Annotated in this window: 12 protein-coding genes; 5 read left to right on the forward strand and 7 right to left on the reverse strand. The window is 60.4% G+C overall.

Annotated features, from left to right (window positions below; all coding sequences use genetic code 11):
• Window positions 1-10 precede the first annotated feature (10 nt).
• Complete coding sequence (locus AC0TNJ_RS15220) at window positions 11-913, reverse strand: substrate-binding domain-containing protein (RefSeq protein ID WP_025089726.1); 903 nt, start codon at window positions 911-913, stop codon at window positions 11-13.
• A gap of 375 nt (window positions 914-1,288) precedes the next feature.
• Between AC0TNJ_RS15220 and AC0TNJ_RS15225 the strand changes: the two genes are divergently transcribed.
• Complete coding sequence (locus AC0TNJ_RS15225; RefSeq protein WP_122000721.1) at window positions 1,289-2,320, forward strand: LacI family DNA-binding transcriptional regulator; 1,032 nt, start codon at window positions 1,289-1,291, stop codon at window positions 2,318-2,320.
• A gap of 402 nt (window positions 2,321-2,722) precedes the next feature.
• The gene (locus tag AC0TNJ_RS15230) at window positions 2,723-5,032 is read left to right on the forward strand and encodes a glucose/quinate/shikimate family membrane-bound PQQ-dependent dehydrogenase (protein ID WP_473771552.1); all 2,310 of its coding nucleotides are present in this window, start codon (window positions 2,723-2,725) and stop codon (window positions 5,030-5,032) included.
• 40 nt (window positions 5,033-5,072) lie between these two features.
• On the opposite strand, the gene cueR is transcribed toward AC0TNJ_RS15230, so the two are convergent.
• The 6 genes from cueR to AC0TNJ_RS15260 form a co-directional block, all read right to left on the reverse strand.
• Window positions 5,073-5,522 carry a Cu(I)-responsive transcriptional regulator gene (cueR, locus tag AC0TNJ_RS15235; RefSeq protein WP_473771553.1) on the reverse strand — a complete coding sequence of 150 codons (450 nt, stop codon included), beginning with the start codon at window positions 5,520-5,522 and terminating at the stop codon, window positions 5,073-5,075.
• Between the two features lie 87 nt (window positions 5,523-5,609).
• Window positions 5,610-6,356 carry an ABC transporter permease gene (locus tag AC0TNJ_RS15240; RefSeq protein WP_473771554.1) on the reverse strand — a complete coding sequence of 249 codons (747 nt, stop codon included), beginning with the start codon at window positions 6,354-6,356 and terminating at the stop codon, window positions 5,610-5,612.
• The gene (locus AC0TNJ_RS15245) at window positions 6,353-7,291 is read right to left on the reverse strand and encodes an ABC transporter ATP-binding protein (RefSeq protein ID WP_122000717.1); all 939 of its coding nucleotides are present in this window, start codon (window positions 7,289-7,291) and stop codon (window positions 6,353-6,355) included. Before AC0TNJ_RS15245 ends, AC0TNJ_RS15240 begins: the two co-directional genes overlap by 4 nt.
• A complete protein-coding gene (locus AC0TNJ_RS15250) occupies window positions 7,288-8,484 on the reverse strand; it encodes an ABC transporter permease (protein WP_473771555.1) in 1,197 nt (398 codons plus the stop codon). The genes AC0TNJ_RS15245 and AC0TNJ_RS15250 overlap by 4 nt, the downstream gene beginning before the upstream one ends.
• A 13-nt stretch (window positions 8,485-8,497) precedes the next feature.
• Window positions 8,498-9,427, reverse strand: a complete 930-nt coding sequence (osmF, locus tag AC0TNJ_RS15255) for a glycine betaine ABC transporter substrate-binding protein OsmF (protein WP_473771556.1) — start codon at window positions 9,425-9,427, stop codon at window positions 8,498-8,500.
• A 128-nt stretch (window positions 9,428-9,555) separates the two neighbouring features.
• Window positions 9,556-10,821 carry a Glu/Leu/Phe/Val family dehydrogenase gene (locus AC0TNJ_RS15260; protein ID WP_473771557.1) on the reverse strand — a complete coding sequence of 422 codons (1,266 nt, stop codon included), beginning with the start codon at window positions 10,819-10,821 and terminating at the stop codon, window positions 9,556-9,558.
• Window positions 10,822-11,150: 329 nt separating this feature from the next.
• Between AC0TNJ_RS15260 and AC0TNJ_RS15265 the strand changes: the two genes are divergently transcribed.
• From AC0TNJ_RS15265 to AC0TNJ_RS15275, 3 genes are all read left to right on the forward strand, one after another.
• Window positions 11,151-12,404: a sarcosine oxidase subunit beta family protein gene (locus AC0TNJ_RS15265; RefSeq protein WP_006465958.1), complete on the forward strand. Its 1,254-nt coding sequence runs from the start codon at window positions 11,151-11,153 to the stop codon at window positions 12,402-12,404.
• A gap of 70 nt (window positions 12,405-12,474) precedes the next feature.
• Window positions 12,475-12,780, forward strand: a complete 306-nt coding sequence (locus AC0TNJ_RS15270; RefSeq protein WP_025089722.1) for a sarcosine oxidase subunit delta — start codon at window positions 12,475-12,477, stop codon at window positions 12,778-12,780.
• The gene (locus tag AC0TNJ_RS15275; protein WP_473771558.1) at window positions 12,780-15,785 is read left to right on the forward strand and encodes a sarcosine oxidase subunit alpha; all 3,006 of its coding nucleotides are present in this window, start codon (window positions 12,780-12,782) and stop codon (window positions 15,783-15,785) included. Before AC0TNJ_RS15270 ends, AC0TNJ_RS15275 begins: the two co-directional genes overlap by 1 nt.
• Window positions 15,786-15,788: the final 3 nt, after the last annotated feature.

The following is a 15,788-nucleotide window of genomic DNA, read 5'->3' on the forward strand; positions in this document are numbered from 1 at the left end:
TCACGCGGTCTTACTTGGTTTCACCGTCCTTGGTGACGACGCCCGGAACGATCGGCTGCTTGGCCGGGACTTCCTCGCCCTTGATGACCTTAGCCGCGGTTTCAACCGCAACCTTGCCCATCTGGTCCGGATACTGGGCGATAACGCCGACCATGACCGGATCGTTCTTCACGGCGTTGCGGGCTTCTTCCATGCCGTCGAAGCCGATGACCTTGACCTGGCTTTCAAGCTTGGCCGACTTCACCGCCGAGGCAGCGGCCAGTGCGGCGTCGTCGCCGAAGCCGAAGATGCCGACGATATCCGGGTTGGCCTGCAGGATGTTCTGTGCAGCCGAAAGCGCTTCCGGACGGGTGATGCCCGGCTGGATCGCCACGATCTTGATATCCGGATACTTTGCAATGCCCTTCTTGAAGCCTTCGATGCGATCCACGACCGACTGAACCGTCGGGTAATCGATGACGGCGACATTGCCCTTTTCACCGATGGACTTCGCCATCAGTTCGGCGGCCTTTTCGCCGCCCGCGAAATTGTCCGTGCCGACGAAGGAGGTCACATCGACATTGTTGGCCGGAACATCGACGGTGATGACCTTGATGCCTGCCTTCTGGGCCTTGTTGATGGCCGAGCGAACGCCCTTGCTGTCAACCGGCGAGATGACGATGACGTCGACGCCCTTGGTGATGAAATCTTCCACATCGGCGAGCTGCTTGCTCAGGTCCTGATTGGCGATGGCGATTTCCAGCGGCACATTCTCTGCCTGCGCTTCCTTCTTCATCGCGTCTGCGAGCGAGATGTAGAACGGATGCTGCTGGGTAAGAAGCGAGGCGCCGATGCCTTCGGCAGATGCCGCGCCTGCCATCATGGCGAGCGCAACGCCGGAAAAGAGAATGCGGCTGAGCGATTTGCGAAACATGATTTCCTCCGAATGACCGGCGCTCGCCGGGGCGTCCTTCTATAGGGACATGAACAATGGTTTTTCCTGCAGGTTCATCCGTTGTCGCCAACTTCAAACCTCCCGAAGGGCAGGGCCTTCAGCTCTGATCGAGCTTCCCTAGACATGCTAGAGCTCGTTCAATGTGTCAACATAAAATTTTTCACGTGTAAAAATTATAACGATTGAATTTGGGCGTGATGCGACCAGATGCGCTGGCACGGAAATAGGAAGGCGTGGATCGTCCACCGACAACCCGCTGAAATTTGTTGCGTCAGGGCGGAAAAAAATTTACGCATGGAAAGAAAAGTGAATAGCGCTGTAAAATCGCTATGATACCCGAGGGAAAACGAGGGCATGACCGAACAGAAGATCAGGACGATGGAAGAGTTCGCCGCCGCAAGCGGATTGTCCCGTCCCACGGTCTCGAAATATTTCGACAATCCTGAAAGCGTAAAGCCCTCGACGCGCCTTCGTATCGAGAAGGCGCTGAAGGATTACAACTATCAGCCCAACATCTTCGCCGTCAGCCTCAACCGCAAGAAGCCGAAGAATATCGGCGTCATCGTCCCCCATATCTCCGATCCGTTCTATGCGGAAATCATCCGCCAGATCGAAATGCGCTGTCTGGCGGAAGGCTACTGGCCAATCGTTCTGTCATCGCATGGCGAGAGAAAACTTGAGGCGCGGGCGATGCGCACGCTCATGTCTCTCAAGATCGCTGGCGTCCTGATGGCTCCGCTCGGTTTCGAGACGGATGCGAAGCTGCTTTCCAGCCTGTCGAATTCGACGCCTGCGGTTTTCCTCGACAGCCGTATCGGTGACGATCAGCCTTTTGTCGGCACCGATAATCGCCAGAGCATCGGCAACATTACCGAGTATCTTTATCGAACGGGCGAACATCCGTGCTTCCTCGAAATGCCGGCTGTAAACCAGAATGCGCTGGAACGGCGCTCGGCCTATATCGAAACCATGGAGCGGCTGGGGGTTGAACCCATCGTCCTGCCGATTGCTGCAAAGAACTGGAATTTCGAGGAGCTGGGCTATCAGGAGGCAGGCCGGATTCTGGATCGCGGCGGGTTTCCGACGCGCACGGTTCTCTGCGCCAATGATCGCTTGGCCTTCGGTGTTATTTCCGCGGCCTTCGAACGGCGGCGGCATGTCGGGCGCGAGGAAGGCTGCGATCTTCGCGTCGCCGGTCATGACGACCATCCGCTCAGCCGCTTCACCTGTCCGCCGCTGACGACGGTTGCGCAGGACTATCGGCAAATCGCGCAACTGGGTCTCGACATGCTTTTCTCGCGGATCAATGCGCAGGAAAGTGGAGCAGCAGTCGAGAAGGAAATCCGTCGTCTGGATAGCCATCTCATCATGCGCGGCTCCGCCTGATATCCTGAAAAAGCCGCCTGAAAGACACAAGATACACAGTTTCGCCATTCCTTCGCCACAATTGAACGGCGAAAATTTGCGTATTCGCGTAGCGTTTTGCGTGGTTTAAGCACTGAAAACCCCTCTGCCTTGATTTTGCCTTGATTAAGGGCGGCGCCCGGGCCCTCGATCCCTTCGGCCCGAAAGAAACACCTTTCCGCTCTCTGGATTTTTTCCATGCTCGCCTATGTGGATAGGCAGGCAGCAGGGAGTTGTGCGGCAAACGGAATGCTGCGAGACTTGCGATCATATCAGGCCCAATCAGGCCAAATCAGGAATGCCTCGAAATTGGTGAGCGGTTGGTCCGCACGATTTTCCCGCATGTGAGCGGGGAGAACGGTTGTACTGGAAGGGGGTAGTGTCTTGCTTATCTGGTTAACTTCTCTCGTACTTCTTTTGATCGGGCTGGCGCTCGGCGCGGGCGGCATCTGGCTCGCCGTGCTGGGCGGAAGCTGGTATTACATACTCGCGGCGGTTGGCTTTCTGCTCACCGCCGTTTTGCTTTTCCGGCGCAACGCCGCCGCGCTTTGGGTTTACGCTCTCGTCATTCTCGGCTCGCTTGGCTGGGCCGTTTATGAAGTCGGCTTCGACTGGTGGCAGCTTGGCGCGCGCGGCGGTCTCATAGTGCTGCTCGGGTTCTGGCTGCTGGCCCCATGGATCAGGAAGCCGCTCAATGGCGGCGCAGGCGGAGGCGGCTTGCCGCTGGGCGTGGCATCGCTGGTCGCGCTTGTGGTCGCGGGCTATTCCATGACGCAGGACCCCTACAATATCGCAGGCGACCTGCCGACGGAAAAAGTCGCCGCAACGCCCGATCTCGGCGGCAATGTTCCCGATGGCGAATGGCATCAATATGGCCGCACGCCTTACGGCCAGCGCTATTCGCCGCTGACGCAGGTAACGCCGGAAAACGTCGCCAAACTGCAAGTCGTCTGGCAATATCAGACCGGCGATGTGAAGCAGCCGCAGGATGTGGGCGAAACCACCTATCAGGTGACGCCGCTCAAGATCGGCGATTCGCTCTATCTGTGCACGCCGCATAACTGGGCGATTGCGCTCGATGCGGCGACCGGCAAGGAAAAGTGGAAGTTCGACCCCAAGGTCGGCTTCAACACCGACCGCCAGCACCAGACTTGCCGCGGCGTCAGCTACTGGAAGGATGCGACCGCCACCGCAGGCGCGAAATGCGCCGAGCGCGTCTATCTGCCAACCTCCGATGCGCGCCTGATCGCGCTCGACACGGCGACCGGGGAAATCTGCACGGATTTCGCCAATGGCGGCACGCTCGATCTCGGCCACGGCATGAAATACAACCCCGCCGGCTACTATTACTCGACCTCGCCCCCGGCGGTGGTCGGCGACAAGATCATTGTCGGCGGTGCGGTCAACGACAATTACTCGACCGAAGAACAGTCGGGCGTCATCCGCGCCTTCGATATCCGTACCGGGCAATTGTTGTGGAACTGGGATTCCGGCAATCCGGACGTGACCACGCCGCTGCCGGAGGGCGAACACTATACAACGAACTCGCCCAATAGCTGGTCGGTTTCCAGCGTCGATGAAAAACTGGGTCTCATCTTCGTGCCGCTCGGCAACAAGGTGCCGGACCAGCTTGGCATGGATCGCAGCGAGAATGTGGAGAAATATTCCTCGTCCATCGTGGCGCTCGACGTGAATAGCGGACAGGTCCGCTGGGTGCGCCAGACGGTGCACCACGACCTGTGGGACATGGACGTCCCGGCCCAGCCGGTCCTGCTGGATATCAACGGGGTTCCGGCGCTCGTCGGCCCGACCAAACAGGGCGATCTCTACGTTCTCGACCGGCGCACGGGCGAGCCGATCATTCCGGTCAAGGAAATCCCGGCGCCGACCGGCACCATACCGGAAGACCATTCCTCGCCGACGCAGCCGATCTCCGATCTGACCTTCAGCCCGCCGCCCCTGCGCGAAAGCGACATGTGGGGCGTGACGATGTTCGATCAGCTTGCCTGCCGCATCAAGTTCCACCAGCTGTTTTACGAAGGCCGCTACACGCCGCCCTCGCTGCGCGGAACCATTGTCTATCCGGGCAATTTCGGTGTGTTCAACTGGGGCAGCGTGGCGGTCGATCCGGTCCGGCAGGTCATGTTCGGCATGCCGACCTATCTCGCCTTCACCTCGCGCCTCGTGCCGCGCGCCGATATTCCGCCGCGCGGACAGGATGAGAAGGGCAGCGAACAGGGACTGAACCGCAATGACGGCGCGCCTTACGGCGTCTTCATGGGGCCGTTCCTCGGGCCGCTCGGCATTCCCTGCCAGACGCCGCCATGGGGCTATGTGGCGGGCGTGGACCTGCGCACTGGCAAGATCGCCTACAAGCATCGCAACGGCACGATCCGCGACATGGCGCCGGTCCCGCTTCCGTTGAAGGTGGGCGTTCCGGGCATCGGCGGGCCGATGATCACGGCTGGCGGCGTCGCCTTCCTTGGCGCGGCTGTTGACGACTATCTGCGCGCCTATGACCTGACTTCGGGCAAGCAGCTTTGGGAGGCCCGGCTTCCGGCAGGCGGTCAGTCGACGCCGATGACCTATACGGTCGGCGACCAGCAATTCGTGCTGATGGTTGCGGGCGGGCATGGTTCGGTCGGAACCAAACCGGGCGATTATGTAATCGCCTATACGCTGCCGAAGAGCTGAAACTCATGAAAACGCCGGGAGAAATCCCGGCGTTCCTTTTTCATATCTTGCCGTGCAGCAATTCGCCCTTGCGGGCTTGCGGACGCTTGCGCGTCTCCAGTTTCGGCTCGGCAAGCTGATGGATGATGGGGCAATCGGGCCGGTTGTCGCCATGGCAGTTTTGGGCGAGATGACGCAGCGTATCGGCCATTTCCTGCAACTGGCGCATCTTGGCCTCCAGTTCCTCGACATGGCCGAGCGCCACTTTCTTCACATCGGCGGAAGCGCGGTTGCGGTCGCGCCACAGCGCCAGAAGTTCCCTGATCTGATCGACCTGAAAACCGAGATCGCGGCTGCGGCGGATGAAGCGCAGCGTCTCCACATCCTTCTGCGTGTAGACGCGATAGCCCGAGCCGGTTCGTTCGGCAGCCTCGATGAGCCCGATGGTTTCATAATGGCGGATCATCTTTGCCGATATGCCCGATGCGGCGGCGGCCTGCCCGATATTCATCCCGTTCCTCACTGGCCCGTTTCTCACTGGCTTGTTCCTGCAAGGATATAGGCATGTTCAGGCGTATTTCAAAGAGGACTTGAGGTTTCAGATGGCGCGTCCGGACCGTTTCAGGAGATAATGCTCGATTGCCTGAAATCCATCGAAGATGAGTATGGCAAGTGCGGCGACAACGAGGCCTCCCTGCAAAACGAAGGCGAGGTTGTTGGAGATCAGTCCGGCAATGATGACTTCCCCGAGCGTTCTGGCCGCGACGGTTGAACCGATGGTGGCAGTGGCAAGGCTGATCACGGCGGAAAGCCTGATACCTGCCAGAATGACCGGCATGGCCAGCGGAACCTCGATTTTCACAAGCCGTTGCGCGCTGGTCATCCCCATGCCGCGCGCGGCTTCGACGACCGGCGGGGGCAATGTCGTCAGTCCCGTCAGCGTGTTCTCGAAAATCGGAAGCAGTCCATAGAGGAAAAGGGCGATCAGCGTCGGCTTGTCCCCGAAACCGAAGATGGGAACGGCCAGCGCCAGCACCGCGACGGGAGGAAAAGTCTGGCCTATATTCACGAGGCTGCGCGAGAGCGGCAGGAATTCCGCGCCCTGCCTGCGCGTGACGAAGATCGCCATGGCGACGGCAAGCAGCGTTGAACAGAAGGTGGCCAGCGCCACCAGTCCCAGATGCTGCAAGGTCAGCGTCATCAGGTTCGCGCGGTCATAGATGACCGGGGCTCCCGCATCGACGAGCGGGCGGAAAACCGGCTCGAAAAGATGGGGCCGCGCCAGAAACAGGAGCAGCACCGCCAGAAGCACAGCGCGCGGAACGAGAGACATGAGCAATTTCATGCCGGGCGCTCTGCCTGATGAAGCAGCTTTTCCAGCGTCACCCGGCCAAGCGGCCTTCCTTCGCCGTCAAGCACGGGAAGCGCCTTGCGCCCCGACCATAAAAGTGCGGCGAGCGCATCGCGCTGCGAGGCGGTGACGGGCAGCGCCTCGCCGCTGGCGTCCCCCGGTTGCAGCACGGTTTTCAGATCGGTGAGCGACAGAAGACGGAACGGCCTTTCCCCGGTTCCCACCAGCCGTTCGACGAATTCGGTCGCGGGGCGGGCCAGAATTTCGGCGGGCGGGCCGAATTGCAGAAGCTTGCCGTCATCCATCACGGCGATGCGGTCGCCGAGCGAGATCGCTTCTTCCATGTCGTGCGTGACGAGCAGGATGGTTGTGCCGAGCCGCTTCTGGATCGTTTTCAGGTCTTCCTGCGCCTTGGCGCGGATCACCGGATCGAGCGCGCCGAAAGGTTCATCCATCAAAAGGATGTTCGGCCCGGCGGCAAGCGCCCGCGCCACGCCGACGCGCTGCTGCTGCCCGCCGGAAAGCTCGTTCGGATAGCGGTCGCGATAATCCGCGGGTTCGAGCTGGAACAGGTCGAGCAATTCGTCCACCCGCTTGTCGATGCGCTGTTTGGGCCAGTGCAGAAGCACCGGCACCGTGGCGATGTTTTCCGCCACCGTGCGATGCGGAAACAGCCCATGCTGCTGGATCACATAGCCGATCCGCCGCCGCAACTGATGGCCAGGTTCGCTGAGCACGCTCTGCCCGTCAATGCGGATTTCGCCTTCCGTCGGTTCGACAAGGCGGTTCACCATCCGCAGCAGCGTCGTCTTGCCCGAACCGGACGTGCCGACGATTGCCGCGATGCTGTGCGGCTCGACCGTGAAGCTTACCGCATCGACAGCCGCGCGCCCGTTGTAGCGCTTAGTGATCCGGTCGAACTCGATCATGCGGTTTTCCTTCCTTCGGCGATTTCGATTGCCCCATCGAGGATGACGGCGGCGGCAAAGGCCAGAAGCACGGTCGGCAGCGCGCCAAGCAGCACGAGGTCCATCGCTGTCTGGCCGATGCCCTGAAAGACGAATGTGCCAAACCCGCCGCCGCCGATCAGCGCGGCGATGGTCGTCAGGCCGATATTCTGCACCATGACGATGCGTATGCCGGTGAGGATAACCGGGAAGGCCAGCGGAAACTCGGTCCTGAAAAGCCGTTGCAGCCGCGTCATGCCCATGCCGCGCGCGGCGTCGGTCACGGGTTCGGGCACCTGTGCCAGCCCGGCCACCGTGTTGGCGACGATTGGCAGCAGCGAATAGAGAAACAGCGCAACGAAGGCAGGCGCCGCGCCGATGCCGCGTATGCCAAGGCTCGCCGCCCACGGAAATTGCGCCGCAAGCCAGCCGAGCGGCGCGATCAACAGGCCGAACAGCGCCATGGACGGAATGGTCTGCACGATGTTGAGGCTGTTCAGCACGAAGGCGCGCAACCCGGCCAAGCGATGGCAGACAAGACCGAGCGGAATGCCCGCTGCCGTGGCCGCCAGCAGCGACCCGAGGGCCAGCGCTATATGCCGTTCTGCTTCATTCCAGAAGCTGTCCGCGCGGCTTTGATATTCCTTCATGAAGGAAATGTCGTCCCAGAGGCCGGAGGAAAGCAGCACGGCGAGCAGCACGCCTGCCATGACCAGCAGGCCGACACGCAGGAGCGGACCGGCCTGCAATCGGACCAGCCCATCGGCGACATAGAGGGCGCTGGCGAAGAACAGGAGCCAGAAACCGGACGCTGGAGAGACGCGCGCATAATTGTTTCCCTCCGGCGACAGGAACGACGCGGCCACGCCGATCGCCACCATGACGGATGCGAGGCAGACCAGAGCAGCCCCGAGCCGCAACAGGCTGTTGCTGCGGACAAAGCCGATCAGCAGCCCCGCAGCCACGATTGCCGCAAGCGCCAGCGCCAGTTCGCCGGGCAGGGCATCGAACAGGTAACGAGGCTCGCCCTGAACGATGCGGTTGGCCCGAAAATTCGCAAAAGGCAGAAGCAATCCCGATAGGCCGATTGCCGCAATAACCAGTCCGAGCTTGTCGATACAGGCAAACAGGCCCTTCGCGCCATTTGCCCGGATCGTCTCCTGTGCTGCGCTCATGCCCGGCAAAAACCTATTTCAGAAAGCCGTTGGCTTTAAGAAAATCCTCGGCGACCGCCTTTGCCGGTTCACCGCCGAGCTGCACGCGGCCATTGAGGTCCTGCAAGGTGGTGAGGTCGAGCTTGGCGAAAACCGGCTTCAGCAATTCCTCGATTTTCGGGTTCTTCTTCAGAACCTCTTCACGGATGATCGGGGCGGGCTGGTAAACCGGCTGCACATGCTTGTCGTCTTCAAGCACGACAAGCCCGGAGGGCGCGATGCCGCCATCGGTGCCGTAGACCATGGCCGCATTGGCGCCGTTGGTCTGGTTGGCTGCGGCGGCAATTGTCGCCGCCGTATCGCCGCCTGAAAGCGTGATGAGCTGGTCGGGTTTCAGGGTGAAGCCATAGGCGGTCTGGAAGGCGGGCAGGGCTGCGGCAGAATTCACGAACTCGGACGAAGCCGCCAGAACCACCTTGCCGCCGCCTGCAACATATTTGCCGAAATCGCTGAGGCTTGCGAGCTTGCTTTCGTCGGCCACGTCCTTGCGCACCGCGATGCCCCATGTGTTGTTGGCGGGAGAGGGGGCGAGCCACACGATCTTGTTGGCATCGTAATCAAGCTGTTTTGCCGTTTCGAACGCCTTGGCGGCATCTTTCCACAGCGGGTCGTCGGCCTTGTTGAAGAAGAAGGCCGCATTGCCGGTATATTCGGGATAGATGTCGATCTCGCCGACGGTGATTGCCTTGCGCACCACAGGCGTTGCGCCAAGCTGGATGCGGTCCGTGGTCTGGATGCCATTCGCATTGAGAACGGCCAGAATGATATTGCCAAGGACGCCGCCCTCGGTGTCGATCTTGGAAGAAACGACCACTTGCGCCTGGGCAGTGTTGGAAAACTGGATTGCGCCCGCAAGAAGGGCAAGTGCGACGGCACTTCCCTTGAACAAGTTCCTGTATGACATGCTTTTCATCCCGTCACGCTGGTTGTGCCTTGTGACGGTAAACTATAGCGCAGGCGGAAAAAGGAAACCGCCGTTCGCCACCCCTCCTGACAGCAGGCTGGCAGGAGGGGTGATGTCAAAGGGCCGGATCAGGCCGTGAAATCGCTCTGCGTGCCGTGTGCTTCAATGGCTTGTGCAAGGCGCTGCAACGCATGGACATAGGCCGCCGACCGGACCGTCACATTATGCTGCTTGGCATGGTTCCAGATGGCGCGGCCTTCGCGTTCCATGATGGTTTTCAGGCGCTCATGGATTTCTTCCAGCGTCCAGTAATAGCCCTGACGGTTCTGCACCCATTCGAAATAGGAAACCGTCACGCCGCCGGCATTGGCCAGAATATCCGGCAGAACGACGATGCCCTTTTCTTCCAGTATCTTGTCGGCTTCCGGCGTAACGGGACCGTTTGCAAGCTCGACAATCAGCTTCGCCTTGATGGATGCGGCATTGTCCTCATGGATCATGTTTTCCATGGCGCTCGGCACCAGAACATCGCATTCGGCGGCAAGCAGCTCGTCGGCGGTGATCGCTTCATGGCCGTTGGTGCCAGCGGTCGAGACGACCGACTTGTTCTGTGCCTTCGCTTCCAGAAGCGCGTCGAGATCAAGACCGTTGGCGCAGTAAACCGCGCCTGCCGAATCCGACACGGCAACGATCTTGTGACCATCGCTTGCCATCAGCTTGGCGATGAACTGACCGGCATTGCCGAAACCCTGAACCGTGACGCGAAGCTGCGAAGCAAGGCCCAGATCCTGCGACAGATGGCGCACGAGATAGAAGCCGCCGCGCGCCGTCGCATCGTTGCGACCGAGCGAACCGCCGAGCGCCAGCGGCTTGCCGGTGATGACGGCGGGCGACGACTGGCCGACGATCTGCGAATATTCATCCGCCATCCAGCCCATGATCATGGAATTGGTGTAGACATCCGGTGCCGGAATGTCGCGGTCCGGGCCGATAATGCCGGAGAAAGCCTGGATATAGGCGCGCGAAAGGCGCTCCAGTTCGGCCTTGGAAAGCTGGCGCGGGTCGACCTGGATGGCGCCCTTGCCGCCGCCATAAGGCAGGTTCATCACGGCGCATTTGAAGGTCATCCAGAAGGCCAGCGTCTCGACTTCCTCCGCCGTTGATTCGGGATGGTAGCGAATGCCGCCCTTGGTCGGTCCGCGCGTGTCGTCATAGCGGCAGCGCCATGCAAGAAAGGATTTGCGCGAGCCATCGTCCATGCGAATCATCAGTCGCACTTTCATGGTCTCACGTGCATATTTCAGCTTCTCGATGACATCCGCATCGATGTTGATGTGGCTTGCCGCCTCGTCCAGACGAACGAGGGCGCTTTCGAGTAGATTCTCCTTAGTCACGGAATCACCTTTCTTGCGTTTCTTTTATTTTGGACGCGATTTTACGAAAGAATGCGTAGACCTTTGCGCAACAAAAGAAAAGGAAAAAGGACAATAATGTTGTCCTATTTTACAGGGGGCATTTTTGAAACTGCTTTGCCGTCCGGTTGCAGGCGAGGACAGGCCCGTCCGCATCGGGCGGCATGTCGCGAAATGGTGGCCATGTCGTATTTGTGGCGTCTTTTGACGCAAGCCTGCTGTCGGGCTTGAAACGGAAACAATAGAAATATCATCAAAGGCTTCGCTTGTGCCGGAAGGGCGCTTGCGGCCCGCGAAACTGGTGGTTGTCCATGTCCCGTTTTTCTGCAGCTTCGATTATCAAGAATGCGCTTTCCGGCAACAAGAACTGGAAGCCGCAATGGCCGAATGCCGAACCCAAGGCCGAATATGACGTCATCATCGTCGGCGCTGGCGGGCATGGCCTGGGTGCCGCCTATTATCTGGCCAAGGAGCACGGCATCACCAATGTCGCGGTCATCGAAAAGGGCTGGCTCGGCGGCGGCAATACGGGCCGCAACACGACCATCATCCGCTCCAACTATCTCTATGACGAGAGCGCGCATCTCTACGAACATGCGATGAAGCTGTGGGAGGGGCTGAGTCAGGACCTGAACTACAACGTCATGTTCTCGCAGCGCGGCGTCATGATGCTGGCGCATACGGTGCATGACGTGCAGAGCTTCAAGCGGCACATCCACGCCAACCGCCTCAACGGCATCGACAATGAATGGCTGACGAAGGAGCAGGCGAAGGAATATTGCCCGCCGCTCGATATTTCGCCCAATGCGCGTTATCCGGTTGTGGGCGCCACCTTGCAGCGGCGCGGCGGCGTGGCCCGTCACGACGCGGTTGCCTGGGGCTATGCGCGCGGCGCGACCGAGCGCGGCGTCGATATCATCCAGAACTGCCCGGTTACGGCCATCCGCCGCGACGCATCGGGCCGCGTCACCGGCGTTGATACGCCACGCGGTTTCATCAAGGCGAAGAAAGTGGCGGTATCGGCTGCTGGCAGCACGTCGATTGTCATGGATACGGCAGGCGTACGCATGCCGCTTGAAAGCTTCCCGCTGCAGGCGCTGGTGTCCGAGCCGGTCAAGCCGATCTTCCCCTGCGTGGTCATGTCCAACACGGTGCATGCCTATATCAGCCAGTCCGACAAGGGCGAGCTGGTGATCGGCTCCGGCACCGACCAATATGTGTCCTATAGCCAGCGCGGCGGCCTGCCTCTGATCGAGCATACGCTTGCCGCCATCTGCGAAGTCTTCCCGATTTTCACCCGCATGCGCATGCTGCGCAAATGGGGCGGCATCGTCGACGTTACGCCGGATCGTTCGCCGATCATCGGCAAGACGCCGGTGCCGGGGCTTTATGTCAATTGCGGCTGGGGCACGGGCGGCTTCAAGGCGACGCCGGGTTCGGCGCATGTCTTCGCGCATACGATTGCCCGCGATGAACCGCACTGGATCAATGCGCCATTCACGCTGGAACGCTTCACCACCGGTCGCCTGATCGATGAAGCGGCTGCTGCTGCAGTCGCGCATTAAAAGCATTTCCAGGAAAAGTGGAAACCGGTTTTCCGTTCGGAAATGCGTTGAAAAAATAAGAGAAACACACATGCTTCTTATCCGTTGCCCTTATTGCGAGATGGAACGTCCGGAACTGGAATTTGCCTATGCAGGCGAAGCGCATATTGCGCGCCCTGCCGATCCGTCGACGCTTTCCGATGATGAATGGCGCGATTTCCTGTTCACGCGCTCCAATCCACGCGGCACCCATTTTGAGCGCTGGCGGCATATCAATGGCTGCGGCCGCTTCTTCAATGCGGTGCGCGACACGGTGAGCGACAAGTTCGCGATGACCTACAAGGCCGGTGAACCCCGTCCTGCTTTGGCAGAAACTCCGGCTGCGGAGACGAAATAATGACCGATATGCGCATCCATAACAAAGGCCGCGTCAACAAGGCCAAGCCCGTTCGCTTCACCTTCAACGGCAAGGCCTATTCCGGCTTTGAGGGCGATACGCTGGCTTCCGCAATGCTCAGCCATGGCGAGCATCTGGCCGGTCGTTCGTTCAAATATCACCGTCCGCGCGGCATTCTTTCCGCCGGTTCCGAAGAGCCGAATGCGCTGATGGGCGTTTCACGCGGGCCGGGCCGTTTCGAGCCCAACACCCGCGCCACGGTGCTGGAACTCTATGACGGCCTGAAAGCCGAAACCCAGAACCACTGGCCGTCGCTGAAGCACGATGTCGGCGCGATCAACGACGCCTTCTACATGTTCTTCTCGGCGGGCTTTTACTACAAGACCTTCATGTGGCCAAAGAGCTTCTGGAACAAGGTCTATGAGCCTTTCATCCGTGGCGCCGCCGGTCTTGGCAAATCGCCCTCCGAGCCAGATCCGGACACTTATGCCAGCCGCTATGCCTACTGCGACGTGCTGGTTGCCGGTGGCGGGCCTGCCGGTCTTGCCGCAGCACTTGAGGCCGCGAAAAGCGGTGCGAAGGTAATCATCTGCGACGAACAGGCGGAAATGGGCGGCTCGCTTCTGTCCGAGCCGGAGCCGGTCATCAATGGCCGTGCAAGCTGGGACTGGCTCAGCGAAACCATTGCCGCGCTCAAGGCCAATCCGAATGTCACGCTTTTGCCGCGCACCACGGCCATCGGCTATTACCATCAGAACATGGTCGGCCTTTGCGAGCGCCTGACCGACCATCAGGCCAAGCCCGCCTCCAATGCGCCGCGTGAACGCATGTGGCGCGTGCGCGCCAAGCAGGTGGTGCTGGCGCAGGGCGCGATTGAAAAGCCGCTGGTCTTTGCAGGCAATGACCGTCCGGGCGTGATGCTGGCCTCCGCCGCGCGCACCTATCTCAATCGCTATGGGGTCAAGGTCGGCAATCAGGCCGTCGTCGTCACCTCGCATGACAGCGCCTGGCTTGCCGCTTTCGATCTCGCGGTCGCAGGCGTCAAGATTCCGGCCATCATCGATGTGCGTTCCAGCGTTGCCGACAGCCTCGTCAACCGCGCAAAAATGCTCGGCATCGAAACGCTCACCGGCTGGACTGTGACGGACACAGGCGGACGCCATCGCGTTTCATCCGTGCGCGCCAACCCGGTTTCGAATGGCAAGGTTGGTGCCGCGCGCACGATTGCCTGCGATGTACTGCTGATGTCCGGCGGCTGGAATCCGAGCGTGCACCTGTTCTCGCATACCAAGGGTTCGCTGGTCTGGGATGAGACCCGCCAGATTTATCTGCCGGGCGAACGCACCGAGGAAAGCCGTTGCGCCGGTGCGGGCAATGGCAATTTCGACCTTGCTTCCGCGCTTCGCGAAGGCGCCGAGGCGGGTGCCGCCGCCGCCCGCGATGCGGGCCACAAGGCGAAGGCCGCCGATTATGCGGTTGCCGGGGATTTCATCTGCGATGGCATAAGCTGTCGCGAACTGCCGACGGATCGCGATCCGGGCAAGGCCAAGGCTTTCATCGATTTCCAGAACGATGTGACCGCCAAGGATATTCGTCTGGCCGTGCGTGAGGGCTTCCACTCCATCGAGCACGTCAAGCGCTATACCACAAACGGCATGGCGACCGATCAGGGCAAGACATCCAACATCAACGGCCTGGCCGTTGCCGCCGATGCGCTCAAGCGCCCGACGCCGCAGGTTGGCCTCACCACCTTCCGCCCGCCTTATACGCCGACGACCTTCGGCGCGTTCTGCGGCTATAATCGCGGAAAACTGTTCGATGTGACCCGCAAGACGCCAATCGACGCCTGGGCCGAACAGCACGGCGCTGCTTTCGAGCCGGTCTCGCTGTGGCGGCGCGCCTGGTACTTCCCGAAAGCCGGTGAAGACATGCATCAGGCCGTGGCGCGCGAATGCAAGGCGACCCGCCAGTCGCTCGGCATGTTCGACGCTTCCACCCTTGGCAAGATCGAAGTGGTTGGCCCGGATGCGGCGGAATTCATGAACCGCATGTACACCAATCCATGGACGAAGCTTGGCGTTGGGCGCTGCCGCTATGGCCTGCTGCTTGGCGAAGACGGCTTCATCCGCGATGACGGTGTTGTCGGGCGTCTGACGCAGGACCGCTTCCATGTGACGACAACGACCGGCGGTGCCGCTCGCGTTCTCAACATGATGGAAGACTATCTCCAGACCGAATGGCCGGAGCTGAAAGTCTCGCTCACCTCCACCACCGAACAGTGGGCGGTGGTGGCGATCAACGGCCCGAATGCGCGCAAGCTCATCGAGCCGATGGTCGAGGGCTTGGACATTTCGGACGAAGCCTTCCCGCATATGTCGGTCGCCGAATGCACATTTTTGGGCGTGCCTGCGCGTCTGTTCCGCATGAGTTTTACGGGCGAGCTGGGCTATGAAATCAACGTGCCTGCCCGTTATGGCCTGTCGCTGTGGAAGGCGCTTTATGAGGCCGGCCAGCAATATGACATCACGCCTTATGGCACCGAAACCATGCACGTTCTGCGCGCCGAAAAAGGCTATATCATTGTCGGTCAGGACACGGATGGCACCGTGACGCCGGATGATGCAAGCCTTGGCTGGGCCATCGGCAAGCAGAAGCCGGATTTCGTCGGCAAGCGCTCGCTGTCGCGCCCCGACATGCTGAAAAAGGACCGCAAGCATCTGGTTGGTCTGATGACCAGAAACCCGAAGCTGGTGCTGGAAGAAGGCGCGCAGATTGTCGCCGATCCGAAACAGCCGCTGCCCATGACCATGCTCGGTCATGTCACCTCGTCCTATTGGAGCGAAACGCTTGGCCGGTCCATCGCCATGGCGCTGGTGTCGGGCGGCAAGGATCGCATGGGTGAAACGCTTTATATGCCGATGCCGGATGGCAGCGTGCACGAGGCCACCGTGTCGGGCATGGTCTTCTATGATCCCGAAGGCAAGAAGTTGAATGGCAACGGATAAGGA

This window comes from Ochrobactrum sp. PL_is483 (assembly GCF_055816855.1).

What these genes read in the sequence shown, in the direction of transcription:
- AC0TNJ_RS15220 (WP_025089726.1), bottom strand. Translation starts at nt 913, where the DNA reads ATGTTTCGCAAATCGCTCAGCCGCATTCTCTTTTCCGGCGTTGCGCTC.
- AC0TNJ_RS15225 (WP_122000721.1), top strand. Translation starts at nt 1,289, where the DNA reads ATGACCGAACAGAAGATCAGGACGATGGAAGAGTTCGCCGCCGCAAGC.
- cueR (WP_473771553.1), bottom strand. Translation starts at nt 5,522, where the DNA reads ATGAATATCGGGCAGGCCGCCGCCGCATCGGGCATATCGGCAAAGATG.
- AC0TNJ_RS15240 (WP_473771554.1), bottom strand. Translation starts at nt 6,356, where the DNA reads ATGAAATTGCTCATGTCTCTCGTTCCGCGCGCTGTGCTTCTGGCGGTG.
- AC0TNJ_RS15245 (WP_122000717.1), bottom strand. Translation starts at nt 7,291, where the DNA reads ATGATCGAGTTCGACCGGATCACTAAGCGCTACAACGGGCGCGCGGCT.
- AC0TNJ_RS15250 (WP_473771555.1), bottom strand. Translation starts at nt 8,484, where the DNA reads ATGAGCGCAGCACAGGAGACGATCCGGGCAAATGGCGCGAAGGGCCTG.
- osmF (WP_473771556.1), bottom strand. Translation starts at nt 9,427, where the DNA reads ATGTCATACAGGAACTTGTTCAAGGGAAGTGCCGTCGCACTTGCCCTT.
- AC0TNJ_RS15265 (WP_006465958.1), top strand. Translation starts at nt 11,151, where the DNA reads ATGTCCCGTTTTTCTGCAGCTTCGATTATCAAGAATGCGCTTTCCGGC.
- AC0TNJ_RS15270 (WP_025089722.1), top strand. Translation starts at nt 12,475, where the DNA reads ATGCTTCTTATCCGTTGCCCTTATTGCGAGATGGAACGTCCGGAACTG.
- AC0TNJ_RS15275 (WP_473771558.1), top strand. Translation starts at nt 12,780, where the DNA reads ATGACCGATATGCGCATCCATAACAAAGGCCGCGTCAACAAGGCCAAG.